The sequence below is a fragment of the Sulfitobacter sp. W002 genome (genome assembly GCF_025142135.1).
Classification (GTDB): Bacteria; Pseudomonadota; Alphaproteobacteria; order Rhodobacterales; family Rhodobacteraceae; genus Sulfitobacter; species Sulfitobacter profundi.
In genome coordinates, this window is record NZ_CP081126.1 from 1434195 (window position 1) to 1458423 (window position 24229).

24 protein-coding genes are annotated in these 24229 nt (G+C 62.4%); 11 read left to right on the plus strand and 13 right to left on the minus strand.

Going from position 1 to position 24229, the window contains the following annotated elements:
- Window positions 1-9: 9 nt before the first annotated feature.
- The 9 genes from secD (at window position 10) to K3758_RS07110 (ending at window position 6521) form a co-directional block, all read left to right on the plus strand.
- Window positions 10-1659, plus strand: coding sequence for a protein translocase subunit SecD (secD, locus tag K3758_RS07070; protein WP_259949193.1), 1650 nt, complete (start codon window positions 10-12; stop codon window positions 1657-1659).
- A 1-nt stretch (window position 1660) separates the two neighbouring features.
- Window positions 1661-2629 (plus strand): protein translocase subunit SecF, encoded by a 969-nt coding sequence (secF, locus tag K3758_RS07075; RefSeq protein ID WP_259949195.1) that lies wholly within the window; start codon window positions 1661-1663, stop codon window positions 2627-2629.
- A gap of 16 nt (window positions 2630-2645) precedes the next feature.
- On the plus strand, window positions 2646-3377 hold the full coding sequence (locus K3758_RS07080) for a sulfite exporter TauE/SafE family protein (RefSeq protein ID WP_259949205.1): 732 nt from the start codon (window positions 2646-2648) through the stop codon (window positions 3375-3377).
- An 18-nt stretch (window positions 3378-3395) separates the two neighbouring features.
- Window positions 3396-3749, plus strand: a complete 354-nt coding sequence (locus K3758_RS07085; protein ID WP_132443677.1) for an Mth938-like domain-containing protein — start codon at window positions 3396-3398, stop codon at window positions 3747-3749.
- 19 nt (window positions 3750-3768) lie between these two features.
- Window positions 3769-4380, plus strand: coding sequence for a heme ABC exporter ATP-binding protein CcmA (gene ccmA, locus K3758_RS07090; protein ID WP_259949207.1), 612 nt, complete (start codon window positions 3769-3771; stop codon window positions 4378-4380).
- On the plus strand, window positions 4377-5033 hold the full coding sequence (gene ccmB / locus K3758_RS07095; protein WP_259949210.1) for a heme exporter protein CcmB: 657 nt from the start codon (window positions 4377-4379) through the stop codon (window positions 5031-5033). The genes ccmA and ccmB overlap by 4 nt, the downstream gene beginning before the upstream one ends.
- Before the next feature lie 66 nt (window positions 5034-5099).
- On the plus strand, window positions 5100-5834 hold the full coding sequence (locus tag K3758_RS07100; protein ID WP_132443674.1) for a heme ABC transporter permease: 735 nt from the start codon (window positions 5100-5102) through the stop codon (window positions 5832-5834).
- On the plus strand, window positions 5834-5989 hold the full coding sequence (gene ccmD / locus K3758_RS07105) for a heme exporter protein CcmD (protein WP_259949214.1): 156 nt from the start codon (window positions 5834-5836) through the stop codon (window positions 5987-5989). The genes K3758_RS07100 and ccmD overlap by 1 nt, the downstream gene beginning before the upstream one ends.
- A gap of 13 nt (window positions 5990-6002) precedes the next feature.
- Entirely contained in the window at window positions 6003-6521 is a 519-nt protein-coding gene (locus tag K3758_RS07110; protein WP_259950011.1) for a DsbE family thiol:disulfide interchange protein, read from the plus strand.
- Here the strand turns inward: K3758_RS07110 and K3758_RS07115 are convergent.
- The 3 genes from K3758_RS07115 to acnA form a co-directional block, all read right to left on the minus strand.
- The gene (locus tag K3758_RS07115; protein ID WP_259949236.1) at window positions 6511-7101 is read right to left on the minus strand and encodes an NAD(P)H-dependent oxidoreductase; all 591 of its coding nucleotides are present in this window, start codon (window positions 7099-7101) and stop codon (window positions 6511-6513) included. The two genes, K3758_RS07110 and K3758_RS07115, sit on opposite strands and share 11 nt — an antisense overlap.
- Window positions 7102-7164: 63 nt before the next feature.
- Window positions 7165-7977 carry a hypothetical protein gene (locus K3758_RS07120; protein ID WP_259949239.1) on the minus strand — a complete coding sequence of 271 codons (813 nt, stop codon included), beginning with the start codon at window positions 7975-7977 and terminating at the stop codon, window positions 7165-7167.
- A gap of 143 nt (window positions 7978-8120) precedes the next feature.
- A complete protein-coding gene (gene acnA / locus K3758_RS07125; protein WP_259949242.1) occupies window positions 8121-10895 on the minus strand; it encodes an aconitate hydratase AcnA in 2775 nt (924 codons plus the stop codon).
- A gap of 251 nt (window positions 10896-11146) precedes the next feature.
- On the opposite strand from acnA, the gene K3758_RS07130 reads away from it, so the two are divergent.
- The gene (locus K3758_RS07130) at window positions 11147-11857 is read left to right on the plus strand and encodes a thioredoxin family protein (protein ID WP_259949245.1); all 711 of its coding nucleotides are present in this window, start codon (window positions 11147-11149) and stop codon (window positions 11855-11857) included.
- An 11-nt stretch (window positions 11858-11868) separates the two neighbouring features.
- Here K3758_RS07130 and K3758_RS07135 read toward each other — a convergent pair whose 3' ends face one another.
- From K3758_RS07135 to K3758_RS07150, 4 genes are all read right to left on the minus strand, one after another.
- On the minus strand, window positions 11869-12777 hold the full coding sequence (locus tag K3758_RS07135) for a lysophospholipid acyltransferase family protein (protein ID WP_259949248.1): 909 nt from the start codon (window positions 12775-12777) through the stop codon (window positions 11869-11871).
- Window positions 12778-12956: 179 nt separating this feature from the next.
- On the minus strand, window positions 12957-13115 hold the full coding sequence (locus K3758_RS07140; protein WP_259949251.1) for a hypothetical protein: 159 nt from the start codon (window positions 13113-13115) through the stop codon (window positions 12957-12959).
- A 74-nt stretch (window positions 13116-13189) separates the two neighbouring features.
- The gene (purB, locus tag K3758_RS07145; protein ID WP_259949253.1) at window positions 13190-14494 is read right to left on the minus strand and encodes an adenylosuccinate lyase; all 1305 of its coding nucleotides are present in this window, start codon (window positions 14492-14494) and stop codon (window positions 13190-13192) included.
- A 316-nt stretch (window positions 14495-14810) separates the two neighbouring features.
- Window positions 14811-16022 (minus strand): bifunctional alpha/beta hydrolase/OsmC family protein, encoded by a 1212-nt coding sequence (locus K3758_RS07150; RefSeq protein ID WP_259949257.1) that lies wholly within the window; start codon window positions 16020-16022, stop codon window positions 14811-14813.
- Window positions 16023-16191: 169 nt separating this feature from the next.
- Here K3758_RS07150 and K3758_RS07155 point away from each other — a divergent pair, with 169 nt between their 5' ends.
- Window positions 16192-17346 (plus strand): PLP-dependent aspartate aminotransferase family protein, encoded by a 1155-nt coding sequence (locus tag K3758_RS07155; RefSeq protein ID WP_259949259.1) that lies wholly within the window; start codon window positions 16192-16194, stop codon window positions 17344-17346.
- 80 nt (window positions 17347-17426) lie between these two features.
- On the opposite strand, the gene ligD is transcribed toward K3758_RS07155, so the two are convergent.
- From ligD to K3758_RS07185, 6 genes are all read right to left on the minus strand, one after another.
- Entirely contained in the window at window positions 17427-19886 is a 2460-nt protein-coding gene (gene ligD / locus K3758_RS07160; protein ID WP_259949261.1) for a DNA ligase D, read from the minus strand.
- On the minus strand, window positions 19886-20722 hold the full coding sequence (locus K3758_RS07165; protein ID WP_259949263.1) for a Ku protein: 837 nt from the start codon (window positions 20720-20722) through the stop codon (window positions 19886-19888). Before K3758_RS07165 ends, ligD begins: the two co-directional genes overlap by 1 nt.
- Before the next feature lie 11 nt (window positions 20723-20733).
- Complete coding sequence (locus K3758_RS07170) at window positions 20734-21681, minus strand: YihY/virulence factor BrkB family protein (RefSeq protein ID WP_067623518.1); 948 nt, start codon at window positions 21679-21681, stop codon at window positions 20734-20736.
- Window positions 21682-21759: 78 nt separating this feature from the next.
- Window positions 21760-23031 carry a DUF3618 domain-containing protein gene (locus tag K3758_RS07175; RefSeq protein ID WP_259949266.1) on the minus strand — a complete coding sequence of 424 codons (1272 nt, stop codon included), beginning with the start codon at window positions 23029-23031 and terminating at the stop codon, window positions 21760-21762.
- Window positions 23021-23419 (minus strand): phage holin family protein, encoded by a 399-nt coding sequence (locus K3758_RS07180; protein ID WP_259949268.1) that lies wholly within the window; start codon window positions 23417-23419, stop codon window positions 23021-23023. Before K3758_RS07180 ends, K3758_RS07175 begins: the two co-directional genes overlap by 11 nt.
- Window positions 23416-24033: a hypothetical protein gene (locus tag K3758_RS07185; RefSeq protein ID WP_259949271.1), complete on the minus strand. Its 618-nt coding sequence runs from the start codon at window positions 24031-24033 to the stop codon at window positions 23416-23418. The genes K3758_RS07180 and K3758_RS07185 overlap by 4 nt, the downstream gene beginning before the upstream one ends.
- Between the last annotated feature and the right edge of the window lie 196 nt (window positions 24034-24229).

Sequence of the window (24229 nt, forward strand, 5' to 3'; positions counted from 1 at the left end):
GGCGGAACTATGCTACAGATTGATCTGTGGAAGCGGATTGCCATTGTCCTGACCTGTTTGGCAGGGCTTTGGCTGGCGCTTCCCAATGCCTTTTACGCTCCTGTCGAAAAGCACAATGACGCCGTTGCGGCCATCGAAGTTCAGGGCAGCACGCCTGAGTTGGAAGCGCAGCGCGCGCTTTGGCCTGAATGGATGCCCTCGGGGTTGGTGAACCTTGGCCTCGATCTGCGCGGCGGTGCGCATCTGCTGGCCGAAGTGCAGCTGGCCGATGTCTATGCCTCGCGCATGGAAGCCCAATGGCCCGAGGTTCGCGATGCCCTGCGCAGCCTGACCCCGGTCCGGCGCGAAGAGGCACCGGCGGGGGAATTGCGGGTCCGTCTGAACGATCCGTCGAAAATGGCCGAAGCGCTGCAGATCACTCGTGATCTGGCGCGTCCCGTCACCACGGTGACCGGGGCAGGCGGCAGCGACATCGACGTGAGCGGCGCTGATGGCGTCATCACAATCACCCTGTCGGAGGCCGAAATGCAGGCCACCGATGAGCGCACCATGCAGCAGAGCCTCGAAATCGTGCGCCGCCGCATCGACGAAGTCGGCACCCGCGAGCCGACGATCCAGCGCCAAGGTGCAGACCGCATTCTGATTCAGGTGCCGGGCATTGGGTCCGCTGCTGAGTTGAAAGCGATCATCGGCACCACGGCGCAGCTGACCTTCAACCCGGTGGTCAACCGTGGCTCCAATGAAAACGACAACCCCGGCATCGGCAACGCGATCCTGCCGGCGGCGGATGAAGAGGGCGTGTTCTACACGATCGAAACCGCCCCCGTCGTCACCGGCGAGCAATTGGTCGACGCGCAGCCAAGCTTTGACCAGAACGGCGCACCTGCCGTGTCCTTCCGCTTTGACACCTCCGGCGCGCGCAAATTCGGGGACTACACGGCGGAAAACATCGGCTCGCCCTTTGCCATCGTGCTTGACGATGAAGTCATCAGCGCGCCCACCATCCAAAGCCATATTCCCGGCGGCTCAGGCATCATCACCGGGCGCTTCTCGGTCGAGGAAAGCACCAACCTTGCCGTGCTGCTGCGCGCCGGGGCCCTGCCTGCGGGGCTGAGCTTTGTCGAAGAGCGCACCATCGGGCCGGAACTGGGCCAAGACAGCATCGACGCGGGCAAGATCGCGACCATGGTGGCCTTTGCCGCTGTGCTGTTCTTCATGTGGGCGTCTTATGGGCTCTTCGGGTTCTTTGCCAATATCGCGCTGATCATCAACGTCGGGCTGATCTTTGGTCTGCTCAGCCTCATTGGCGCCACGCTGACCCTGCCGGGCATTGCCGGGATCGTGCTGACGGTCGGCATGGCGGTCGATGCCAACGTGCTGATTTTCGAGCGTATCCGCGAAGAGCAACGCAACGCCAAGGGTGCCGCGCGGGCGATCTCGCTGGGCTATGAGCGCGCACTCAGCGCCATTCTGGATGCCAACATCACGACCTTCATCGTGGCGGTCATCCTCTTTGCCCTAGGCTCTGGCCCGGTGCGCGGCTTCGCCGTAACGCTGGGACTGGGCATCATGACATCGGTCTTCACTGCCTTCTTCGTCACCCGCTTGCTGGTGGTGATCTGGTTTGAACGCCGCCGTCCCAAGACAATCGAGGTTTGACATGCGACTGAAGCTGGTACCCGACAACACGAACTTCGATTTCTTTGGCTATGCCAAGATCACCTTTGGCGCGTCTGTGGTGGCGATGATCCTATCGCTGATCGCTTGGGGCGTGATGGGGCTGAACTTTGGCATCGACTTCCGCGGTGGGACAACCCTGCGAACCGAAAGCTCTGAGGCCATCGACGTGGGCGCTTACCGCGATGCCCTCGGCCCCTTGGAACTGGGCGACGTGACGATTTCCGAGGTCTTTGACCCCGGTTTCGGCGCGGACCGCCATGTGGCGATGATCCGCGTGCAGGCCCAGGAGGGCCAAGAAGCGGCGACCACGGAAACCATCCAAACCATCGAGGCTGCGCTGCAAGACGTGTCCCCCGACATCAAGTTCACCTCGGTGGAATCCGTTGGGCCAAAGGTCTCGGGCGAGTTGATCCAGACGGCGTTTCTTGCCGTGGGGGGCGCGCTGGCAGCGATCTTGATCTACATTTGGCTGCGGTTCGAATGGCAGTTTTCGGTCGGGGCTGTCGTGGCCTTGTTCCATGACGTGGTGCTGACAATCGGTCTGTTCTCACTCTTGCAAATCCGTTTCGACCTGCCGGTGGTGGCCGCGATCCTGACGATCATTGGCTATTCGATCAACGATACGGTGGTGATCTTTGACCGGCTGCGGGAGAACCTGCGCAAATACAAAAAGCGTCCCCTGCGTGAGGTCATGAACCTCAGCGTAAACGAGACGCTGAGCCGGACACTGATGACCTCGGGCACCACGCTGCTGGCGCTGATCGCGCTGCTGATTTTGGGCGGCGATGTGATCCGGGCATTTGTCTTTGCGATTACATGGGGCGTGATCGTCGGCACCTATTCCTCGGTCTATGTGGCCAAGAATGTGGTGCTTTATCTCGGCGTGAAGCGCGACTGGTCCAAGCCCGACGCGGGCGCGGGCACACAATTCGCCAATATTGATGCCTGACCTGCTGGCGCAGGCCATGGCCACCCCCGGGGTGGCTTGGCTTGCGCTGGCCGTGATCGTGGCAGGGCTGGTCCGCGGCTTTGCGGGATTTGGCTCTGCCATGATTATCATGCCGGCGGCGGCCTCTGTGCTCTCTCCGGTCGAAGCGATCCTGTTCATGACCGCTGCCGAGTTGATCGGCCCCCTGCCAAACCTCCCTGATGCCCTGCGCGAAGGTGCCCCCCGTGAAGTGGGTCGGCTACTGCTGGGGGTGCTGATCGGGATGCCGCTGGGGCTCTGGGGGCTGTCGCTGATGTCGCCCGAGGGCTTTGGCTGGATCGTTTCCGGCGTGGTTCTGGGGCTTCTGGTGCTGCTGCTTGCGGGCTGGCGCTACCATGGCCCGCTTGGCCCGAAGCTGGTGACGGCCACCGGCGCTCTGGGTGGCTTCATGACCGGTTTCGCGGGCATCGCCGGGCCGCCGGTGATCCTGCTCTATATGGCCAGCCGACGGCCCGCTGCGGTGATCCGTGCCAATGTCCTGCTCTATCTTCTGGGGCTCGACCTGATGCTCTTTGCGATGCTGACAGCGACGGGGCAGGTGGTCTGGTCAGTGCTCGTCCTCGGGTTGCTCGCCGGGGTGCCGAATGTCATCGCCAATATCATCGGGGCGCGGCTATTTGATCCGGGCCGAGAGCGGCTTTTTCGCGCGGTGGCCTATATCGTCATCGCCGCATCGGCTATCCTTGGTCTGCCGCTGTGGAATATCTGAGCCTGAGAGGGACATGACATGCGATTGAACGAGATCACCTATACCGACGCCAAACCGATCGACGGCTATGGCCCCGGCTTTTTCCGCATTGGCGGAGAGGTTGTGCAAGGGCCGCAAGTGATCGGCCCCGACGGCATCACAGGCTGGGGCGGTCTGGCTGATCCCGCGCCGGTGTTGGCGCTGGCGGGCAAGGTCGATGTGGTCTTCCTCGGCACCGGGGCGGACGTGGCGCATATCCCCGACGACCTCCGTGAAACGCTGGAGGAGGCGGGTCTGGGGGTCGAGGTCATGTCGTCTCCCGCCGCCTGCCGCACCTATAACATCTTGCTGAGCGAGGGGCGGCGCATCGCACTGGCCCTATTGCCGGTCTGAGAGCGGAGCGGCGACGCCGGTGCAAATAAGCGATCTCAGCGTGGCGCGCGGCGGGGTGCCTGTGCTTTCGGGCGTATCCTTCGCACTGGCCGCGGGGGAAGCTTTGGTGCTGCGCGGCCCCAACGGGGCGGGCAAGACGACGTTGCTGCGCTGCATTGCGGGGCTGCAAGCGCCGCTGTCGGGGCGGATCGACGGGGCAGCGGACCGTGTGGCCTATGCCGCTCATGCGGATGGGCTGAAATCCATGCTGACGGTGCGGGAAAACCTTAGCTTTTGGTCGCAAGTATTTGGGAACAAAGATATTTTAACGGCGCTTGATGGTTATGCTCTGCGGCCGCTTGCAGATCGTTTGGCAGGGACGCTTTCCGCCGGGCAAAAGCGGCGTCTGGGGCTGGCGCGGCTGTTGGTCACCGGGCGGCCGATTTGGGTCTTGGATGAACCGACGGTTTCGCTCGATGCGGATGCCGTGGCGCTCTTCGGCACGGTGCTGCGCGGGCACCTCGCGGCGGGGGGATCGGCGCTGATGGCCACGCATATTGATCTGGGGGTCGATGCCCGCGTGCTTGATATCAGCGCCTTTCGCGCGGCCCCCGACGTCGATCTCGGCGCCAGCGACGCGGCGTTCCTATGAAGGCGCTGTTGCTGCGGGACTTGCGGTTGGCACTGCGCGCGGGCGGAGGCTTTGGCCTTGGGCTGGCGTTTTTCCTGATCGTGACGATGCTGGTGCCTTTTAGCGTCGGGCCAGAGGCCACGCTTCTGCGCGCGATTGCCCCCGGTGTGCTCTGGCTTGGGGCGTTGTTGGCCTGCCTCTTGTCGCTTGACCGGCTGCTGGCGCTCGATCTCGAAGATGGCTCGTTGGAACTGCTGCTCACTGCGCCCTTGCCCCTTGAAGGGGCACTGGCGATCAAGGCTTTGGCGCATTGGCTGACCACAGGGTTGCCGCTGGTGCTGGCGGCCCCATTCCTTGGGGTGATGCTGCAACTCGCGGCGCCCGGTCATCTGTGGCTGCTCGCGTCGCTCGCACTTGGCACGCCGGCGTTGTCGGTCATCGGCATGTTCGGCGCGGCGCTGACGGTTGGCATCAAACGGGGTGGCTTGCTGCTGTCGCTGCTGGTGCTGCCGCTTTATATCCCCACGCTTATTTTTGGCGCCGAGGTCGCGCGGCGCGGGGCTGCGGGGCTGGATGCCAGCACGCCGCTTTTGATGCTTGCAGGGCTGACGCTGGCCGTGGTGGCCTTGATGCCATTTGCCGCAGCGGCGGTGCTTCGGATGGGGTTGCGATGACCCAAGAAATCGTGCCCCAAGTATTTGTGCATTGAGCAGCCCCCAACCGCGCGATAGGTAGTCCGCATGTCCCTTTGGCAATACGCAAACCCGGTCAAATTCCTAGCGCTTTCAGAGCGTGTGCAGCCTGTGCTTTGGGCGCTTGCGGCCGTTTTCGTAAGCCTCGGCTTGCTCTGGGGGTTCTTTGGCACGCCCGATGACGCGCGCCAAGGCAGCACGGTCAAGATCATCTATCTGCACGTGCCTGCCGCCCTGATGGCGATTAACGCATGGTTCATGATGCTGGTCGCCTCGCTGATCTGGCTGATCCGTCGGCACCACGTCAGCGCCTTGGCGGCCAAGGCCGCGGCCCCCGTGGGTCTGGTCATGACGTTAATCGCGCTGGTGACGGGGGCGATCTGGGGTCAGCCGATGTGGGGCACATGGTGGGCGTGGGATCCGCGGCTGACGTCGTTTCTGATCCTGTTTTTGTTTTATCTTGGCTATATCGCGCTGTGGCAGGCAGTCGAAGACCCGGACACTGCCGCCGATCTGACATCGGTCCTCTGCCTTGTGGGCTCGGTCTTTGCGGTGCTGTCGCGCTACGCGGTGCAGTTCTGGAACCAAGGGCTGCATCAGGGCACGTCGATCCCCGTGGCCACGGGCAACCGCAGCGTGGCGGATGTGTTTTTCTATCCACTCGTGCTGGCGATGATCGGCTTTGGCCTGCTGTTTCTGGCGCTGGTCGTTTACCGCACGGGCACCGAAATTCGCCTGCGCCGCACGGCGGCGCTGCGGGCGCGGATGAACAGGGGGGCGTGATGCCGGAACTTGGAAAATATGCGGCCGAGGTGCTTTCGGCCTATGGCGTGTCACTGCTGTTGCTGGCCGCGCTGGTCGGGGTAACCCTGCTGCGGGGCCGCGCGGCCCGTCGCGCGTTGGAAGAGACTGAACTGGAGGCCGGACGCCGTGGCTAGGTTCTCTCCCATGATGATCGCCCCGCCGGTAATTTTCGCGGCCTTCGTGGCGCTGGCAGCGGTCGGCATGTACCGCGATGACCCCGAGGGGTTGCCCTCTACGTTGGTCGGGCAACAGGCACCCGCGATGCCTGAGGCGGCGCTGCCGGGCTATCCGCAGGCGACGGACGACATGCTGCGGGGGGGAGAGGTCAGCCTCGTGAACTTCTGGGCAAGCTGGTGCCCGCCTTGCCGCGCTGAACACCCCAAGCTGCTGGAGATGCAGGCCGAGGGAATGAACATCATTGGCGTGAACTTCAAAGATACCGAGAAGAACGCCACCGCCTATTTGGAAGACGAAAAAAGCCCCTTTGCCGGGGTTGGTTTCGACCCCCAAGGGCGGGTGGCGATTGATTGGGGTGTCACCGCCCCGCCAGAGACATTCATTGTTGGCGGGGACGGGACGGTGCTGTTCCGCTTTGCCGGGCCGCTGGTCGGCAGCGACTATGTGCAGCGGTTTCTCCCGGCATTGCAAGACGCGCTTAGCCGCTGATCTTGCCTGCGAATTCAACAAGACGTTTGGCTTGGAAGGCGATGGATTTCTTGCCGGTTTCATCCAGCGGGCCGGGTTCGCAGGAATAGCCGTAGGGGTTGCCGCCGTCTTCGAACTTCACCCCATCGGCATAGCCAGGCGGCACGATGATCGCGCCCCAGTGCATGGCGGTGACATAGATCGATTGGAGTGTGGTTTCCTGCCCCCCATGTGGGTTCTGCGCAGAGGTGGTCGCGGTGACTGCCTTATTGGCCAGCGCGCCTGACTGCCACTGCGGCCCCAGCGTATCGATAAAGGCGCGGAACTGGCTGGCGGCGACGCCAAAGCGCGTCGGGGCAGAGATGAAATAGCCATCGGCCCATTCCATGTCTTCGGGCTTGGCCTCGGGGATGTCTTTCATTTTGTCCAACTGTTCGCGCCAAGCATCCTGTCCGTCGACAACGGCTCTCGGGGCGGTTTCGGTACAGCGGCGGAGGCGGACCTCGGCGCCTGCCTCTTTGGCGGCGCGGGCGGCTTCCTCAGCGATGGCGTGGTTTGTGCCATAGGTGGAATAGAAAAGAACGGTGATTTTCGGGCTCATAAGGTGTCCTTTCGCTTGGGTGCGTCAAGACCAACGGCTCGCAGGGTGTTCTGTTCCTCGCGCTCAAAGCGAATACTGCCGCGCCCAGTCACGCAGTCGGGCGATGAACTGCGCATCGGTCAGTTGATCCAAGGTGCCCTCGGGCGCGGTGAAACCGGGCAGCGGCTCAAGCGCGATGCGCAGGCGGCGCATCTGTTCGGGGTAGGGGGCGACCCGCTCGGCCAGTTCCACCATTCCTGCGGGCACCCGGCGGGCGGGGTGTTCGGCGCTGTAGTAAAGCGCGAATTGCATCGCATTGAGGTTCGACACCAGATCGGCGAGGGCAGGCATAATGATCGTGTTCATCTGGTCGCTGTCCGCCGCGAACATCGACTCCTTGCTCAAAAGCCCCCGCGCTTGCGCGACGGTGGTGGTGGTCGACAGCACGAAACTGACCGAGAGCGTGAGGATCACCATCCCATTGACCCCGACAAGCACTGACATCGCCAACCAAAAGGGGCTCTGGGTTTGCAGCGGCCCGCCGCCGAGGGTCGAGAGTAGATGGCCGACAAAGGCGGAGTCGCGGACAAAACCCGCAGGCTCTGCGTTGTCCGACATCACCACCGCCTCACGGCTCATCTGAAACACCAAGGTCCAGCCGAGGGAGACGAGCACGATCCAAGTTACCGCGATGGCCGTCATCACCACCGGGCCGGAAAGCCGGTGCCGGGCGTTTCCCTTGGGCATGACTTTGGTGAAGAGAAAAAAGGTCGCCCGCGCCACCCGTTCCGACAGGGGCGCCACAGGGGCCGCGCCGATGGCGGTATAGAGAAAATCCAGCAGGACGATAACAAGGATCACCGCGCCCAAAGCGCCTAGCGCGTAACCTGCTATCATTGCTGTGCCTTCCTCGAACGCGATCGTCTTAGAAAGGCAACCCGTGATGCGCGGGCAGGTTCCCGCTCAAGGCCCCGAGGCAAAGAAAAAGGAGCGGCCCACGGGGGCCGCTCCTTGAACTGTTTCGCAGTGGCGATCGGCGCTTAGGCCGATTTCGCCAAGTTGCGCAGCACGTAGTGCAGCACGCCGCCGTGTTCGATGTATTCGATCTCAATCGCGGTATCGATGCGGCACTTCAGCGTGATCTCTTTGGTGCTGCCATCGGCCATTGTGATCGTGCAGGGCACTTCCTGCAGTGGCTTGATCGTGTCCAACCCGCTGATCGACACGGTTTCTTCGCCGGTCAGGCCCAGCGATTTACGGGTGTCGCCGCCGGTGAACTCAAACGGGATGACGCCCATGCCGACGAGGTTGGAGCGGTGGATACGCTCGAAGCTCTCGGCGATCACGGCCTTCACGCCCAGCAGGGCAGTGCCTTTGGCGGCCCAGTCACGCGAGGAGCCCGCGCCGTACTGTTCGCCACCGAAGATCACCAGCGGCGTGCCGTTTTCCTGATGCGCCATCGCGGCATCAAAGATCGAGGTCTGCTGACCATCGGGGCCTTTGGTGTAACCGCCCTCAACGCCGTCCAGCATCTCGTTCTTGATGCGGATGTTGGCGAAGGTGCCGCGCATCATGACTTCGTGGTTACCACGACGGGAGCCGTAGGAGTTGAACTCACGCACCGGCACCTGACGCTCTGTCAGATACTGACCCGCAGGGGTGGTTTCCTTAAAGGACCCGGCGGGCGAGATGTGGTCGGTGGTGATCATGTCACCCAGCACCGCCAGAACTTTCGCGCCGTCGATGTTGGAGATCACGCCCGGCTCTGGCGACATGCCTTGGAAGTAAGGCGGGTTTTGCACGTAGGTCGAGGTCGGCGGCCAGTCGTAGGTCTTGCTGTCCGTGGTTTCGACCGACTGCCACTTTTCGTCGCCTTTGAAGACATCGGCGTATTTCTCTTGAAAGGCTGCGCGCGTCACGGTCTGCTCGACCAGTTCAGCGACTTCCTGCGTCGAGGGCCAGATGTCTTTGAGGTAAACGTCATTGCCGTTCTTGTCCTGACCCAGCGGGCTGTTTGTCAGGTCGTGGTTCATGTCACCCACCAGCGCATAGGCCACCACGAGGGGCGGGGAGGCGAGGTAGTTGGCACGCACGTCAGGGCTAATGCGGCCTTCGAAGTTGCGGTTGCCCGACAGCACCGAAGTACCGATCAGATCGTAATCGTTGATCGCCTTGCTGATCGGCGCTTCCAGCGGGCCGGAGTTGCCGATGCAGGTGGTGCAGCCATAGCCCACGAGGTTAAAGCCGATGGCATCCAGATCGTCTTGCAGGCCAGCGGCCTCAAGGTAATGCGACACGACCTGCGAACCCGGCGCCAGCGATGTCTTGACCCAAGGCTTGCGGGTCAGGCCCAGCTCACGCGCTTTGCGTGCCACAAGGCCCGCGCCGATCATCACGTAGGGGTTCGAGGTGTTGGTGCAGGACGTGATCGAGGCGATCACGATGGAGCCGTCATGCAACTGGTAGTTGCCATCATCCGTGGCGACATAGCCGCGGTTGTGGTGGCCTTCGTCACCGGGGATGTCGCGCGGCTCGGGCTGGCCGCCTTCGCCTTCCCAACGGATTTCCGAGTTGGCCGAAGTGTCTTTGCCTTCGCGGATGCCTTTGACGTATTCGGCAAATGCGGTGTGCGCGCTGTCGAGGGCGATGTAATCCTGCGGGCGCTTCGGGCCGGAAATCGCAGGCACGATGGTGCCCATGTCGAGCGAGAGCGTGTCGGTGTAGACCGGTGCATAATCCGCATCGCGCCACATGCCGTTTTCTTGGGCATAGGCTTTGACCAGCGCAACACGATCCTTGTCGCGGCCGGTGTTGGTCAGATAGCGCAGTGTTTCATCGTCGATCGGGAAGAAACCGCAGGTGGCACCGTATTCGGGGGCCATGTTGGCGATGGTCGCGCGGTCTGCCAGCGGCAGGTGATCCAAACCTTCGCCGTAGAATTCGACGAATTTGCTCACCACGCCTTTTTCGCGCAGCATTTCCACGACTTTCAGCACGAGGTCGGTACCGGTGGTGCCTTCCATCATGCGGCCTGTCAGCTCAAAGCCGATGACTTCGGGGATCAGCATGGAGATCGGCTGCCCCAGCATTGCGGCTTCGGCCTCAATCCCGCCAACACCCCAGCCCAGAACGGCAGCGCCGTTGACCATGGTGGTGTGGCTGTCGGTGCCGACGAGCGTATCGGGGTAGGCGACTTCCTCGCCGTTTTGGTCCTTGTCGGTCCAAACGGTCTGGCTGAGATACTCAAGGTTCACCTGGTGGCAGATGCCGGTGCCGGGGGGCACAACGCGGAAGTTGTTAAACGCCTTTTGGCCCCACTTGAGGAAGGTATAACGCTCAATGTTGCGCTCATATTCCCGGTCGACGTTCATCTGGAACGCGCGCGGGTTGCCGAATTCGTCGATCATGACGGAGTGGTCGATGACAAGGTCAACAGGGTTCAGCGGGTTGATCTTGTCGGCGTCGCCGCCCAAGGCCACCAGACCATCGCGCATCGCGGCAAGGTCAACAACGGCTGGAACACCGGTGAAATCCTGCATTAGCACGCGGGCCGGACGATAGGCGATTTCGCGGGGGTTTTTGCCGCCCTTGGTCGCCCATTCGGCGAAAGCCTTGATGTCGTCCTGAGTGACGGTCTTGCCGTCTTCGAAACGCAGCATGTTTTCCAGAACGACTTTCAGCGCCGCTGGCAATTTCGAGAAATCGCCCAAGCCCGCAGCCTCGGCGGCGGGGATCGAGTAATAGGCGATGTTCTGGCTGCCAACGGAGAGGGTCTTGCGTGTCTTGGCACTGTCGTGACCGACTTGGATTGTCATGGCGGGCTCCCTTCGGGGTCTGATGGGTGGCTAGATTGTCGTCTCAATGCCACTACGGGCGCGGCGGTTCAACTGTTATCAGGTGGTTTCGCGCGATTTTGTATACCATTGTGTACCGAGAATAAAGGGGGCAGTCTGCGCAAAGCCCGCTGGGGGCGCTAACGGGCGTCTCAACAAAGGTTGATTGGTGTTTCAGCCACCAAGCCGTTAGACCAATGCCATCACCGCGATATTGATCCGTCTGGAATTTTATGAAGCCCCTGATTTATCCCGTTCTCGCCGCGTTTTCGCTGCTGGCCGCCCCGTTGCAGGCCGAGCAGGATCAGCCTGTGGTGGTCGAACTCTTTACCTCTCAGGGCTGTTCCTCTTGTCCCGCCGCCGATGAAATGCTCGCCGAATTGGCCGATCGGGAGGACATCATCGCCTTGGCGCTGCACGTGGATTACTGGGATTATATCGGTTGGGAAGACCCCTTTGGCGACCCGGCCCATGCCGAGCGCCAGCGCGGCTATGCCGCCGTGGGCGGGCGGCGCAGTGTCTATACGCCTGAGCTGATCGTGCAGGGGCAGACCGATATCGTGGGCGCCAAACCAATGAAGCTGATGGACGCGGTGGAGCGTCACGCAGAGGCCGCGCCGCAGGTGGCGCTGACGCTCGCGCGGTCGGGAGAGACCCTTGAGATCAAGGCGGCCCCCCTGACCGACGCCGTCGGTCCGATGCATGTGCATATGCTGCGCTATTCGCCGATGGAGCGGACCAAGGTCACCCGCGGAGAGAATGCAGGCCATGTCATGGAGCACAGCAATGTCGTGCGGGGCTGGCAGGTTTTGGCGGATTGGGACGGGTCAGCGCCGCTGTCGCTGACAGCAAAAACCGAGGGCGATCTGCCCGTCGTGGTGATTGTTCAACGCCAAGAACCGGGTGGTCCGGGCGCGATTCTCGCAGCAGCGCGCATCAAATAGGCACGCAAAGATTAGGTTTCGTGCGGGCGCCAGCGGCGGTGCACCCAGAACCACTGTTCGGGCGTCTTGGTGACCTGCGCGGTCAGGCTGTCGTTCAGCGCCTGCGTCATGGTCATCGGATCGCTATGCGGCACCGGCGCTTCAAGCACCACGTCAAAGCTGACCCCATCATCTTGGCGAATGCCGTAGAACGGGATCAACAGCGCCTCATAGCGCAGCGCCAGCTCCGCCGCCGAGATCGCGGTGCGGGCAGGTTTGCCGATAAAGTCGAGGATCGGCGCGCGGATAACATGTTGGTCAAACAACAGCACCAGCCGACCGCCCTGTTTCAGATGCCGCACGAACCCCGCCGTGCCGCGCCGCCCTTGCGGAAACACCGGCCCACCGAAGGCTTCGAGGGTTTTGACGTAATGCGCGTTGAAATAAGGGTTCTTCATCTCGCGGTAGAGCCCGCCGATGTCATAGCCGCGCGCCACGAGGGACGCCCGCGCCGCTTCGTAATTGCCGTAATGCCCGGTCACCAAGATCACCGGCTGGCCACTGCGGTTGGCCTCTTCCAGCGCCGCCATGCCGGGGCCGCGTGGCTCGGCATCGGCCATGCGTTTGGGGAAATCATCGGCCGAGTAATTCTCGATAAAGGAACGGCCAAGGTTGTTGAGACAGCGCGTGGCGATTTCCTCGCGACGGGCCAGCGGCATCTCGGGCCAGACGTGTTCCAGATTGTCCAGAGCGCGGCGGCGGTAGCCCGCCAGCGGGGCCAAGACATGCTGCACCAAGCTGCCGACAAAGCTGAGCCGCGCCTTATAGGGCAGGGCCAAAGCCGTGCGAATGATCCCGACGATCAGCAGATTGCTTAGGTAATGGCGCGCCCGGCGACCGAAGGGATAGGGCTTTTTGACTTGGGGGGCTTGGTCCGACATGGGCTCTGACAGGCTGTTAAAGTTTTCCTGACATAGCCTGCGCCGCCCCGCGCAACAAGCCATGCCGGGCGTCATAGGCCGGGGTCAGCCGTCGAAGGCCCGCGCAGTCGCAGGCGTGGGGGCCGCCAAGGCGCGGCCCTCTGATCCAGCAATAGAAAACCCTGCCGCCCGTGAAAACCTCAGGCGGTGGTGTCTGGCACACAGGTGCCGCTGCTGATGTCGAGTTTCATTCCCTCGGCGCAGGTCATCACCTGTTTGTCATGAACGCAGCCCGATGCAAGGGCGAGGGAGGGGGCCGTGAGCGCCATGAGGGCGCCGAGTGTCAGTGCGAGTTTCATGTCGTTTGCTCCTTTGACAGGCGCAGACAGGGTACACCCGTCCGCGCCAATTTCAAAGCATTACGATGACCGCATCACGCGCCGAAGACGCGCTTGAAGATCGTGTCGACATGTTTGGTGTGATAGCCCATGTCGAATTTCTCGTTGATGCCATCTTCGCCCAAGGCCGCGACGACCTCTTCATCGGCCAGCAGCAATTCGCGGAAATCAAGGCGTTCTTCCCAGACTTTCAGCGCGTTGCGCTGCACCATGGAATAGGCATCCTCACGGCTTACGCCCGCTTGGGTCAGGGCCAGAAGCACCCGCTGGCTCATGACCAAGCCGGGGAATTTGTTCATGTTCTCCAGCATGTTCTCGGGGAAGACGAGCATTTTGTCGATTACACCAGCCAGACGGTGCAGGGCAAAGTCCAGCGTGACAGTCGCGTCAGGCCCGATGCCACGCTCGACCGAGGAATGCGAGATGTCGCGTTCGTGCCAAAGTGCTACGTTCTCCATCGCCGGAACCACGGCCATGCGCACCAGACGGGCAAGCCCGGTGAGGTTCTCGGTCAGCACGGGGTTCTTTTTATGCGGCATGGCCGAAGAACCTTTTTGCCCCATGGAGAAGAATTCCGCGCCTTCCAGTACTTCGGTGCGCTGCATGTGGCGGATTTCAATCGCCACGTTTTCGATGCTGCTGGCGATAACGCCGAGCGTGGCAAAGAACATCGCGTGACGGTCGCGCGGGATGACCTGGGTCGAGATCGGCTCGGGGTTGAGGCCCAGTTTCTCGCAGACATGTTCTTCGACGCGCGGGTCGATATTGGCGAAAGTGCCGACAGCGCCCGAGATCGCGCCAGTGGCGATTTCCTCACGCGCGGCGACAAGGCGGGCACGGTTGCGGTCCATCTCGGCGTAGAAGCGGGCAAAGGTCAGACCCATGGTCGTAGGCTCGGCGTGGATGCCATGGCTGCGGCCCACGCGCACGGTGTCTTTATGCTCAAGCGCGCGTTTCTTCAGCGCGGCGAGCAGCTTGTCCATGCCGACCAGCAGCAGATCAGCGGCGCGGGTCAGCTGTACGTTGAAGCAGGTATCAAGCACGTCCGAGGAGGTCATGCCCTGATGCACAAAACGCGCTTCGTCGCTGCCGACATGTTCGGCCAAGTGCGTCAGGAAGGCGATGACGTCGTGTTTGGTGACGGCCTCGATCTCGTCGATGCGGGCCACGTCGAATTCAACGTCTTTGGCTTTCCACACGGCGTCGGCATTCTCGCGCGGGATGGTGCCCAGATCCGCCATCGCGTCGCAGGCATGGGCCTCGATCTCGAACCAGATGCGGAATTTCGTTTCCGGCGACCAAACGGCAACCATATCGGGACGGGAGTAGCGGGGGATCATGCGCGCACCTTTTTAGGACAGGGGATGGGTCAGGGGCGGCATAGACTGACTTGGGGTTAAGGACAAGTCTGGGGTGGTGAGGGTAAAGAGGGCCATCGCCTGCCCGCGGGTCGGCGATCATACGTAAGTCGGTGCCACTTTATGGCTCAACCATAATGTGCGCTCGCGAGGTTACGCCCAGCTTCACCAAATTGCTTACCCGGTCGCACCAAAGGTGCGCCAGTGTATATCGGCACGCCTTTGGCGTGACGGGCGGGCAGTCGATGGCCCGGCGCCTGCGGCTTGATTCCGGGCCGGGATGGTAAACCTATTGTAGCTAAAGCAGTTCAGTCAGCACCGTCGAACTCCGCTCCAATGTCCGATGCACCGGGCACTTATCCGCGATCTCCAACAACCGCTGGCGCTGTTCCTCACTCAAATCCCCCTCCAGCCGGATACGCCGCCTCCACGTGTCGATCTTCTCCGCAGCCCCGGTGCCCGCGTCCTGCGCATGGACCTTGTCGTGGCAAACATCGACGCTCACCCCCGTCAGCGGCCAGCCCTTGCGCCGCGCATACATGCGGATCGTCATCGACGTGCAAGCGCCCAAGCCCGCAGACAAAAACCCATAGGGCGACATGCCGCGATTGGTGCCGCCATAAGCCAGCGGCTCATCCGCCAGCGCATGGTGGTGGGGGCCCGCGTTCACGTCTTGCAAGAACCCATCGGCGTCAGCTTCGGTCACGCGCACGATCCCTTCGGGCGCGCCGGGGGGCGGGGCGGGGGATTTCAGTGTCATATAGCGATCCGCCCATGTGGCGATGATCTCTGCCGCATATTCGGCATCGCCCGCGCGGGTGATCAGGTGATCGGCATCGTCCAGCGTGACAAAGCTTTTGGGATGTTTCGCGGCCAGAAAAATCTGGCCTGCGTTGTCGATGCTCACAATCTCATCGCGCGGGGCGTGGAGCACCAGCAGCGCGGCTTTCAGCTTGGCGATATCAGGGGCGAGGGAGGCGCCCTGCACATCGTCGATAAAGCCCTGACTGATGGTGAAAGGCCGCCCGCCAAGGTTGACCTCGGCACTGCCCTTGGCCGAAATCTCGGGCAGGCTTTCGGCGAAATTATGGGTGACATGGGCCGGATCAAAGGGCGCGCCGAGGGTGGCGACGGCTTTGACATGGGTTAGTTGCGCCGCGGCTTTCAGTACCGCCGCTCCGCCCAGAGAATGACCGATCAACAGCGCAGGCGCCATGTCGCGGCTCGATAGATAGCTGCAGGCAGCGATCAAGTCGTCGACGTTGGAGGAAAAAGACGTGTTCTCAAACTCACCGCCCGAATGGCCCAATCCGGTGAAATCAAACCGCAGCACGGCAATGCCCATCGCCGCCAACCGTCCGGCGATACGCCGCGCGGCGGGGATGTCCTTGCCACAGGTAAAGCAATGCGCAAACAGCGCAGTCGCCAGATGCGGCCCTTCGGGCATGTCCAGCCGGGCGGCCAGTTCCGTGCCATCCGGGCCGGGGAATGTGATGCGTTCGGTGGCCATGGGGCGCTCCAGTTTTGGTGTGCGTCAAAGGTGACATGTTCTGCCGGTGGATCAAGGGCCGCGGCTCTCTGCTCACCCAAGCGTTACGTGAAAGCACTGGCCGTGATCCCATTTGCCCCGGCTTGTTGCTTTGTATACCACTTGAAAAAACATCTGTTGGAGAAACCACTTGGCACAGCCTCCCAAATCGCAATTGCACCCTGCCACCATCGCGGCTCAGGCCGCAGGCGCCGTCGATCCCGCCTCGGGCGGGGTGGTGCCGCCGGTGCAATTTGCCACCACCTATCTGCGCGATGAGAACTACGATCTGGTCAACCCCGACAACGTCTATCTGCGCTCACACAATGAAAACACCCGCGTGGCAGAGCGTATTCTGAACGCGCTCGAAGGGGCCGAGGAGACGCTCATTTTCCCCTCGGGAATGGCCGCCATCGCGGCGGTCTTTCGGACGGTGCCCAATGGCGCGAGCGTGGTGGTGCAAAGCCAGATTTACTGGGGCACGACGAAATGGATCCGCGATTTCTGCACCCGTCGGCAGATTGCGCTGCATGAGGTGGACGCCAGCGATCTGGATGCCTTTGCAGCACTTTGCAGGGCCGAAAAGCCTGACCTGTGTTTGATCGAGACCCCTTCGAACCCATGGCTGCGGATCACCGATATCGCCGGGGCCGCCGCCGCCGCGCATGAGGTGGGCGCGACGCTGGTGGTCGATAGCACGGCGGCTTCGCCCGTGCTGAGCCACCCGCTGGAGCATGGCGCGGATATCGTGATGCATTCGGCCACCAAGGGGATCAACGGCCATTCCGACGTTTTGGCCGGCTCGCTTGCCACCAATGACGCAGGCGCGCCGCGCTGGCAGATGATCCGCGATGACCGGAACGAGGCAGGCGCGGTGATTGGCCCGATGGAGGCGTGGTTGCTGGCGCGCGGCATGCGCACCCTGCCGCTCAGAATGCGCGAGATGTCCCGCAATGCCATGACATTGGCGGAGTTTCTGGCGGATCACCCGCAGGTCGAACAGGTGATGTATCCCGGCCTGCCGGACCATCCCGGCCACGCCCTTGCTGCGCAGCAGATGTGCGGGGGCTATGGCGGGCTGTTGTCCTTTGTCGTCAAAGGCGGGGCGGGAGCGGCGCTGAAAGCGGCAGGGCGGTTGCAGCTTTTCCACCGCGCCACGTCGCTTGGCGGTGTGGAAAGCCTTGTTGAGCATCGCCACACGATTGAGCCGCACACCGGGATCCCCGAAGGGCTGCTGCGGCTCTCGGTCGGGATTGAGGATGTCGAAGACCTTGGTGCTGATCTGGGGCAAGCGCTCGGCCAGTAACCTCATTGGCCGCGGGCCTCCGCGGCCAATCTCGCGCAGGGCACGATGTTGTGCCCGTCCCGGTGCGCGAAAAACAACCGCTAGGTTTCAGACCAATCCTGCAGCTTCTCGATCACCCCATCGGTCAGCGATTGCAGATCGTTTTGCACGGCCCGCGCGGAGCAGGGCCGATCCAGCCGCGCGGCGATATCGCCCATGCGGAACCCGTTGGCGCTGTCGAGGTTTTCCAATTCCTCCCACGTCACCGGCACGGCGACCGGCGCACCGGGGCGCGCGCGCAGGGAATAGGGCGCGATGGCCGTAGACCCGCGTTCGTTGCGCAGCCAATCGATGAAAATGCGGCCCTTGCGCTTGGCCTTGGACATGGTCGCAACATAGCGATCAGGGTTCTGCGCCGCCATGACATGGGCAAAGGTCTTGGAGAACAGCTTGACCGTCTCCCAGCCGCGTGTCCGGCGTAAGGCCAGCCAGACGTGCACGCCCTTGCCACCGGTGACGATGGCGCCCGATTGCAGGCCCAGAGCCGCCAGCGCGTCGCGCAGCTCAAAGGCTGCCGCGCGGACATCGGGCCAGTCCAGCCCCTCATCGGGGTCAAGGTCAAAGACCAGCCGGTCGGGGCGGTCCAACCGGTCAACCCGCGCGCCCCAGATGTGATATTCCAAACTGCCCATCTGCGCCGCCGCGATCAGGCTTTCGGGCCGCGTGGCATAGAGGTAATGCGCCGCGTCGCCATCGCTTTCCTCAATCGATACCCGCGACAGCGCATCAGGCATCCCGCCACTGTCGTGTTTTTGAAAGAAACATTGCCCGTCGATCCCCGACGGGCAGCGGAACAGCGACAGAGGGCGATGGCCCATGAGTTCAATCATGCGCGGGCCGACACGCGCGTAATGCCGCGCCACGTCACCCTTGGTGCAGCCTGCATCGGGGAAAACCTTGCGGTCGGCGTTGCTGATCTGCACGCCGCCGATCTTGCTGTCATCACCCATCTTCGGCTCCTCCTGCGGTTCCTCCAGTGTCACTTGGGCGGCGTCCTTGTCCTGACGCAGGCCCAGAAAACTGCCGTGGCGGATCACGCCATCGGCGGTGAATTCGGTAAAGTCGACCTCGGCCACCAGATCGGCGCGGACCCATTTGGCATCGCGCGCAACCTCGGCTGGCACGTCGCTGGCGGGCGGTGTTTTGCGGGCGGTCATGGCACGGGCAAGATCGGCCATCACCTCTTCGGAAAACCCCGTGCCGACACGGCCTTTATAGCGCAATGCGCCGCCCTCATGACTGCCCAACAGGAGCGAGGCGAAGGCGCGGCCCTTTTTGTCAGAGGGGGAATAGCCGATGATGACGAATTCCTGCCGCCGGGTGCATTTGACCTTGAGCCAATTCTTGCTGCGTCTGCCGGAGTAGGGCGCGTCGATACGTTTGCTGATGATCCCCTCGGCCCCGGCTTTGCACGCGCGGTCAAAGACTTCGGGGCCATGACCCACAACATGTTCGCTCAACCGCAATGGCCCGCCCGCTGGCACGCCGGAAAGCAACTTTGCCAAACGGGCGCGGCGGTCTTTTTGCGCCTCGCCCCGAAAGTCATCGCCATCAAGCGACAGCAGATCGAAGGCGTAAAAGACCAGCGGATGCCCCTCTTTCAGCGCCTTTTGCAGGGACGAAAACGCAGAGCCATTGATCTTGGCCGCCATGACCTCTCCGTCCAGCAGGGCGCGGTCGCAGGGCAGCGGATCAAAAGCATGGCCAAGCCCGTTGAATTTGTCGGTCCAATCCTTGCCCGAGCGGGTAAAGAGCCGCGAACCGCCCTTGCCGAGAGAGACCAGACAGCGGTAGCCGTCGAACTTCGTCTCATGCATCCAATCCTCGCCCTTGGGCGCGTCGGAAACGAGAGTGGCAAGCTGTGGTTTGACGAAGCTGGGGTTCTTGCCCCTGCGTTTGGGCTCTGGGTCCGCGACATCTTTCGCGGGGGCATCCTTGGCAATTTCCGCCATGGTGCGGCCCGTGGTGATCGACCGGGCGGTGCCCTTGGTCAGCCCATCTGGCACATCGCGGGCATAGTCGTCGCGTTCCTTGATCAGCAGCCAGTTCTCGCGCTTTTCCTGGCCCCGCATCCGCACCAATGTCCAACCGCCCTGCATCTGTTGGCCTTGCAGCGTGAATTTGAGCTTGCCGTCCTTCAACCCCTTGGCGACATCGCCCTGCGGCATCCAAGTGCCCCGGTCCCAGAGCATCACCGTGCCGCCGCCATATTGCCCCTTTGGGATCGTCCCTTCGAACCCGCCGTAGTCAAGCGGGTGATCCTCTGTCCGCACGGCAAGACGCTTTTCGGATGGGTCGGGGGAGGGGCCTTTGGTGACGGCCCAGCTCAGCAGCACCCCTTCCCATTCAAGACGAAAGTCATAGTGCAGGCGGGTGGCGTCATGTTTTTGGACAACGAAGCTTTGGCCCGCGCCGCTGCCGATCTGGCCACGGGGTTCGGCTGTCGTCTCGAAATCGCGCTTGGCGTTGTAGCTGGCAAGCCTGTCGGGGGATTTGGCCATCACGAGGCCTTCTTGCGTGGCGCCTTCTTCTTGGCGCTGGATTTACCGCCCGCTTCCTTCAGGCTCTCTTTCAACGCACCCATCAGGTCGATGACATTCTCGCCCTCGGCAGGGCCGTCATCCCCGGTCTGCACGCGCGGGGTTTTCTTGTTCTTCACCTTCGCATCCAAAAGCTTATGCATCGCCTCGGCATATTTGTCGGTATAGGCTGAAGCATCGAAGGGGGCTGTTTTCTTGTCGATCAGCGATGTCGCCACATCGAGCAGGTCTTTGTCGGTCTTCTCATCCTCGTTATCGGTGAAAATCTGATCTGCCTCACGCAGCTCATCGGCGTAGTGCAGCGTCTCCATCAACAGCCCGTCGCCACAGGGTTTGACGCAGGCCAGATATTCCTTGCCGCGCATGGTGACCTGCCCCAAGCCCACCTTGCCCGCTTGGCGCAGCGCGTCGCGCACCACGCGGTAGGCATCTTGGGCCAGATCGTCAGAGGCGGTGATGTAATAGGGTTTGTCAAAATAAAGCGGAGAGATTTCGCAGGCGTCGACGAATTGCACCAGCTCAAAGGTCTTTTTCGTCTCGAGCTTGATCTCATCCACCTCGTCGGGGTCAAGCAGGATATATTCGTCACTGCCGACCTCATAGCCTTTGACGATATCCTCAGCCTTGACCGGGCCGATGCCGGGCACGGATTTCTCATAGCGCACCCGCTTGCCCGAGGGTTTGTGGATTTGCCGGAAGGAGACTTTGGAACTGGTCTTAGTGGCCGAGAATATCTCGACCGGGATCGACACCAGCGAGAGGCGAAGCTGACCTTTCCAGAGTGCGCGCGGTGCCATTGGACCCCCTCCTATTTACCCTTGGCGCGGCCCAGCCTGTCGGCCTTTACCGCGTCGCGGTGGCCCATCGGCTCTTCTGGACCGGTGGTGCTGTCCTTACGGGTCTGGGCTTCCATTTCGGAGTTGAACTCGGCCCCCAAGAGCACGATGAAGGCCGAAATCCACAGCCACATCAGCAGGATGATCGCCCCGGCCATGCTGCCGAAACTCTCGTTATAGCTGCCGAAGTTGCTGACATAGATCGAAAAACCGACAGAGGCGACGATCCACAGGATGCAGGCGATGACAGAGCCGGGGGTGAGCCATTTCCACTCTGCGTCATCGCGGGCGGGGCCATAGCGGTAAAGCACGGCCAGCGCGAGCGTTGTGAGCGCGGCCAGCAATACCCAACTGCCATAGGTGAGCAATGTCTCAACCCAATCCGGCAGGGCGAGGAAGGCGACTACCGCAGGCACCGCCAGTGTCGCGGCAAGACCCAAGAGCAGCACACCGATCAACATCACAGTGAGGCCCAGTGTCCAGATCAATTTGGTGACGAAACCGCGGGTTTCATTCTCATCATAGGCCACATTGAGACCTTCCATCAGGCTGCCAACGCCCTTGGAGGCAGAGTAGAGCGCGAGGCCCAGACCGATGAGAAAGGCCCAGCCAAGCCCCGTCTCTTCCGATCCGGTCACAGCAACGGCCTGATCGAGAATGATGGTGGCGGCTTCTTTGGGAATGAGGTTTGTCAGCGCTTCAAGCTGGGCGGTGACCTGTGCAGGCTCCATCACCAGCCCGGCGAGCGCCATCAGCGCGGTGACAGCGGGAAAAATCGCCAGCAGCGCATAAAAGGCAACACCGGCGGCAACGAGCGACACGTGATCGGCGGCGATTTCATCCTTGACCCGAAACAGGATGTCTTTCCATCCGGGGGCCGGTATCTCCATCGGCGTTTCCGCTTCACGTCCGCGCGCCATAATCGTACCTCTGACTTGCAATTATTGTCGTAAAAAAGGAGCCCACCCCCGGGTACCGGGAGCGGGCAATGGTATCGCTTAGCTCTTCACGTCGCCGAGCTTTTGCTTGTCGGCTTCGTTTTTGGCAGCATCTGCAACGCGCTGACCGCTTTCCTTCGCCTTTTTCACGGCGGCGTCGGCGGCGGTCTCTTCGTCGGCTGCGGCATCGGCGTTGGCTTTCGTCTCTTTCAAGACTTTGCCTGCCTCATCCGATGCGGCCTTGGCAACTTTGCCCAGCTTGTCACGCTCTTCCGCGTAAATACGCTCGGCTTCGTTAAAGAGCGCATCGCTGTGCTCGCCCATATAGGCGTCTTCGGTGCGGCTGCGGGGCAGCGCGGCACCGATGGCGGCACCCACTGCGAGGGCCAAGGCACCGGCGACCATCGGATGCTCTTCGAACATGTCCGAAGCACGCTCACCGCCCTGACGGGCATAGCGGCCACCGGCATTCCATGCATCCACGGCACGAGCACGGGCCATCACGATGCGCTCACGCGCTTCGGCGGTCATGTTCTCTGTGCCTTCCGACAGACGGTCGCGCAGCACATGGGCACGCTCATTGGCGGCATTGGCGCTGTCACGCACGCTATGGGCGGCCCCGCTGGCGGTGTTGCGGATGCTGTCGACGGCAGAGCTTGCACCATATGACGCGCGGTCACGGGCATAGCGGGCACCGCTGGCAACCGATGACCCGGCAGAGCGGGCACGACCAGCAGCCGAGCTTGCAGCGCCTTTGACGCTACCGGCGGCGGAGCCTGCGGCACCGGACACGCCACTCGCGGCTGAGCCTGCGGCTCCCTTCACGCTACCAGCGGCAGAGCGGGCATGATCACCCAAGCCACGGCTGTCTTCGTCATCATGATGCACGTCACGGGCCCATGCGGGGACATTGTCACCTGCGCCACGCTCGGAGCCATAGCTGGAAGCATAGGCGCTTGCAGGGGCGGAGGAGCGGCGTGCGTCACGCACGGCGGGACGGGTTTCGGTGTTGGTTACCGGCACCGGCACGGGATGTGCGCGGTCGCGGTCCAACCCTTCGTAGCCACGGCGGTCACGGCTGTTGCCGCTGCCGAACATCATCCACGCCAGACCGGCACCCGTCAGCGCCAGAGCAACCGGGTTGCGCTTGGCCGCGTCAGAGATGGAGCGACCCCAGTCGCCGCCATGTTCGCGGAACTGGTCAGAAAACTGGCGCGCGATGCCTTCGACCGAGAAGCGGTCTTGCAGATCGTCCAGCGTGTCGGCCAGACCGGCGCGCTCCCGTTCGATTTCGCGTTCAATTTCTTCGGGGTTTCTGGAGTCATTTGTCATCGTAGACCTCCTTCATGGTTGCTGCGTCACGCTTGACGTTTTTGGCGGTGCGGGTCGGCGCAAGGCTGTTGAGTTTCAGATCATTTGTGCCTTTCTGGACCATCACATAAGCGACGATGGCCAGAAGAACGCCGACGATCACGGCGGACCAGCCAGCAGCGATGCCAGCTTCGGTCAGGGCGGCGACGAGAGCGGCGCTCAGCACGTTCAGTGCAGTGAGAGCCACGACCACGGCGCCGACGATCAGGCCAATGGCCACGCCCGCGTGTTTCAGGTTCTCGTTCACTTCGGCGCGGGCCAGATCGACCTCTTTGCGCATCAGGGAACTGACGTGGGAGAGTGCCTCGGTCAGCAGGCTCCCGGCGGATTTATTGCTTTCGGTGGTCATGCTTTCTCTCCTGTTACGACGTTGGGCGCGGCAGGCTGCGGGGTCGGCTGTGCGGCGGTGCGGCCGGGCACGGTGCTTGCGGCACCTGTGGGCGGCGTACCGGGCATGGGCCGGTCGATGCGGTCGTCGTCGTCATATTCGACGCCGCTGCCGCCATAACCGCCCTGAGGCCGGTCGCTGGAGGCTTTGGCAAAGCGGGTCGCCACAAAGCCCAGAAGGGCCGCGCCACCAAGAAAGACCAGCGGGTTACGCTTGGCAAAGCCATTGAGGTCGCCCATCATCTCGCCCAGATCTTTGTCGCGCATGGTGTCGGAGACATCGGCAAGGCCATCGGCAAGTTGGCTAAAGCTGCGCTCCTGCGGGGAGCCGCTGCGCAGCTCATCCGCTGCGGTACGCAGTGCGGATGCGACGCCTTTGACTTCGTCGGCGGCGGTGTCACGCGCTTGGTAGGCATAGTTGGTGGCTTCGGCAGACACGGTGTCGGCCACGTCCCGGGCCTGTGCCTTGGCGCTCTCGGCAGCACTGCTGGCGGCAGCGGCGGCTTTGTCTTTTGCAGCGGTCGCCTGCTCTTTCGCGGCGGCGCTTTGGGTCTGTGTGTTTTTGTCGTCGGGCATGGTGACCTCCTTTAAAATACGAGATTCAGGATCGCGAGAACGACCACGATCAGGCCGATGAGGTAGAAAATTCCGTGCATGGGTCCCTCCATTCGTCTGCAGCAATTATCTTATCTACAGTCCAACGACTGACGCTGCGGGCGGTTCCCCGGTCAGGCCAAAAGATTGCAGGGAACCCGTTGGCCTGTGGGAATTA

What these genes read in the sequence shown, in the direction of transcription:
- secD (WP_259949193.1), top strand. Translation starts at nt 10, where the DNA reads ATGCTACAGATTGATCTGTGGAAGCGGATTGCCATTGTCCTGACCTGT.
- secF (WP_259949195.1), top strand. Translation starts at nt 1,661, where the DNA reads ATGCGACTGAAGCTGGTACCCGACAACACGAACTTCGATTTCTTTGGC.
- K3758_RS07080 (WP_259949205.1), top strand. Translation starts at nt 2,646, where the DNA reads ATGGCCACCCCCGGGGTGGCTTGGCTTGCGCTGGCCGTGATCGTGGCA.
- K3758_RS07085 (WP_132443677.1), top strand. Translation starts at nt 3,396, where the DNA reads ATGCGATTGAACGAGATCACCTATACCGACGCCAAACCGATCGACGGC.
- ccmB (WP_259949210.1), top strand. Translation starts at nt 4,377, where the DNA reads ATGAAGGCGCTGTTGCTGCGGGACTTGCGGTTGGCACTGCGCGCGGGC.
- K3758_RS07100 (WP_132443674.1), top strand. Translation starts at nt 5,100, where the DNA reads ATGTCCCTTTGGCAATACGCAAACCCGGTCAAATTCCTAGCGCTTTCA.
- ccmD (WP_259949214.1), top strand. Translation starts at nt 5,834, where the DNA reads ATGCCGGAACTTGGAAAATATGCGGCCGAGGTGCTTTCGGCCTATGGC.
- K3758_RS07110 (WP_259950011.1), top strand. Translation starts at nt 6,003, where the DNA reads ATGATCGCCCCGCCGGTAATTTTCGCGGCCTTCGTGGCGCTGGCAGCG.
- K3758_RS07115 (WP_259949236.1), bottom strand. Translation starts at nt 7,101, where the DNA reads ATGAGCCCGAAAATCACCGTTCTTTTCTATTCCACCTATGGCACAAAC.
- K3758_RS07120 (WP_259949239.1), bottom strand. Translation starts at nt 7,977, where the DNA reads ATGATAGCAGGTTACGCGCTAGGCGCTTTGGGCGCGGTGATCCTTGTT.
- acnA (WP_259949242.1), bottom strand. Translation starts at nt 10,895, where the DNA reads ATGACAATCCAAGTCGGTCACGACAGTGCCAAGACACGCAAGACCCTC.
- K3758_RS07130 (WP_259949245.1), top strand. Translation starts at nt 11,147, where the DNA reads ATGAAGCCCCTGATTTATCCCGTTCTCGCCGCGTTTTCGCTGCTGGCC.
- K3758_RS07135 (WP_259949248.1), bottom strand. Translation starts at nt 12,777, where the DNA reads ATGTCGGACCAAGCCCCCCAAGTCAAAAAGCCCTATCCCTTCGGTCGC.
- K3758_RS07140 (WP_259949251.1), bottom strand. Translation starts at nt 13,115, where the DNA reads ATGAAACTCGCACTGACACTCGGCGCCCTCATGGCGCTCACGGCCCCC.
- purB (WP_259949253.1), bottom strand. Translation starts at nt 14,494, where the DNA reads ATGATCCCCCGCTACTCCCGTCCCGATATGGTTGCCGTTTGGTCGCCG.
- K3758_RS07150 (WP_259949257.1), bottom strand. Translation starts at nt 16,022, where the DNA reads ATGGCCACCGAACGCATCACATTCCCCGGCCCGGATGGCACGGAACTG.
- ligD (WP_259949261.1), bottom strand. Translation starts at nt 19,886, where the DNA reads ATGGCCAAATCCCCCGACAGGCTTGCCAGCTACAACGCCAAGCGCGAT.
- K3758_RS07165 (WP_259949263.1), bottom strand. Translation starts at nt 20,722, where the DNA reads ATGGCACCGCGCGCACTCTGGAAAGGTCAGCTTCGCCTCTCGCTGGTG.
- K3758_RS07170 (WP_067623518.1), bottom strand. Translation starts at nt 21,681, where the DNA reads ATGGCGCGCGGACGTGAAGCGGAAACGCCGATGGAGATACCGGCCCCC.
- K3758_RS07175 (WP_259949266.1), bottom strand. Translation starts at nt 23,031, where the DNA reads ATGACAAATGACTCCAGAAACCCCGAAGAAATTGAACGCGAAATCGAA.
- K3758_RS07180 (WP_259949268.1), bottom strand. Translation starts at nt 23,419, where the DNA reads ATGACCACCGAAAGCAATAAATCCGCCGGGAGCCTGCTGACCGAGGCA.
- K3758_RS07185 (WP_259949271.1), bottom strand. Translation starts at nt 24,033, where the DNA reads ATGCCCGACGACAAAAACACACAGACCCAAAGCGCCGCCGCGAAAGAG.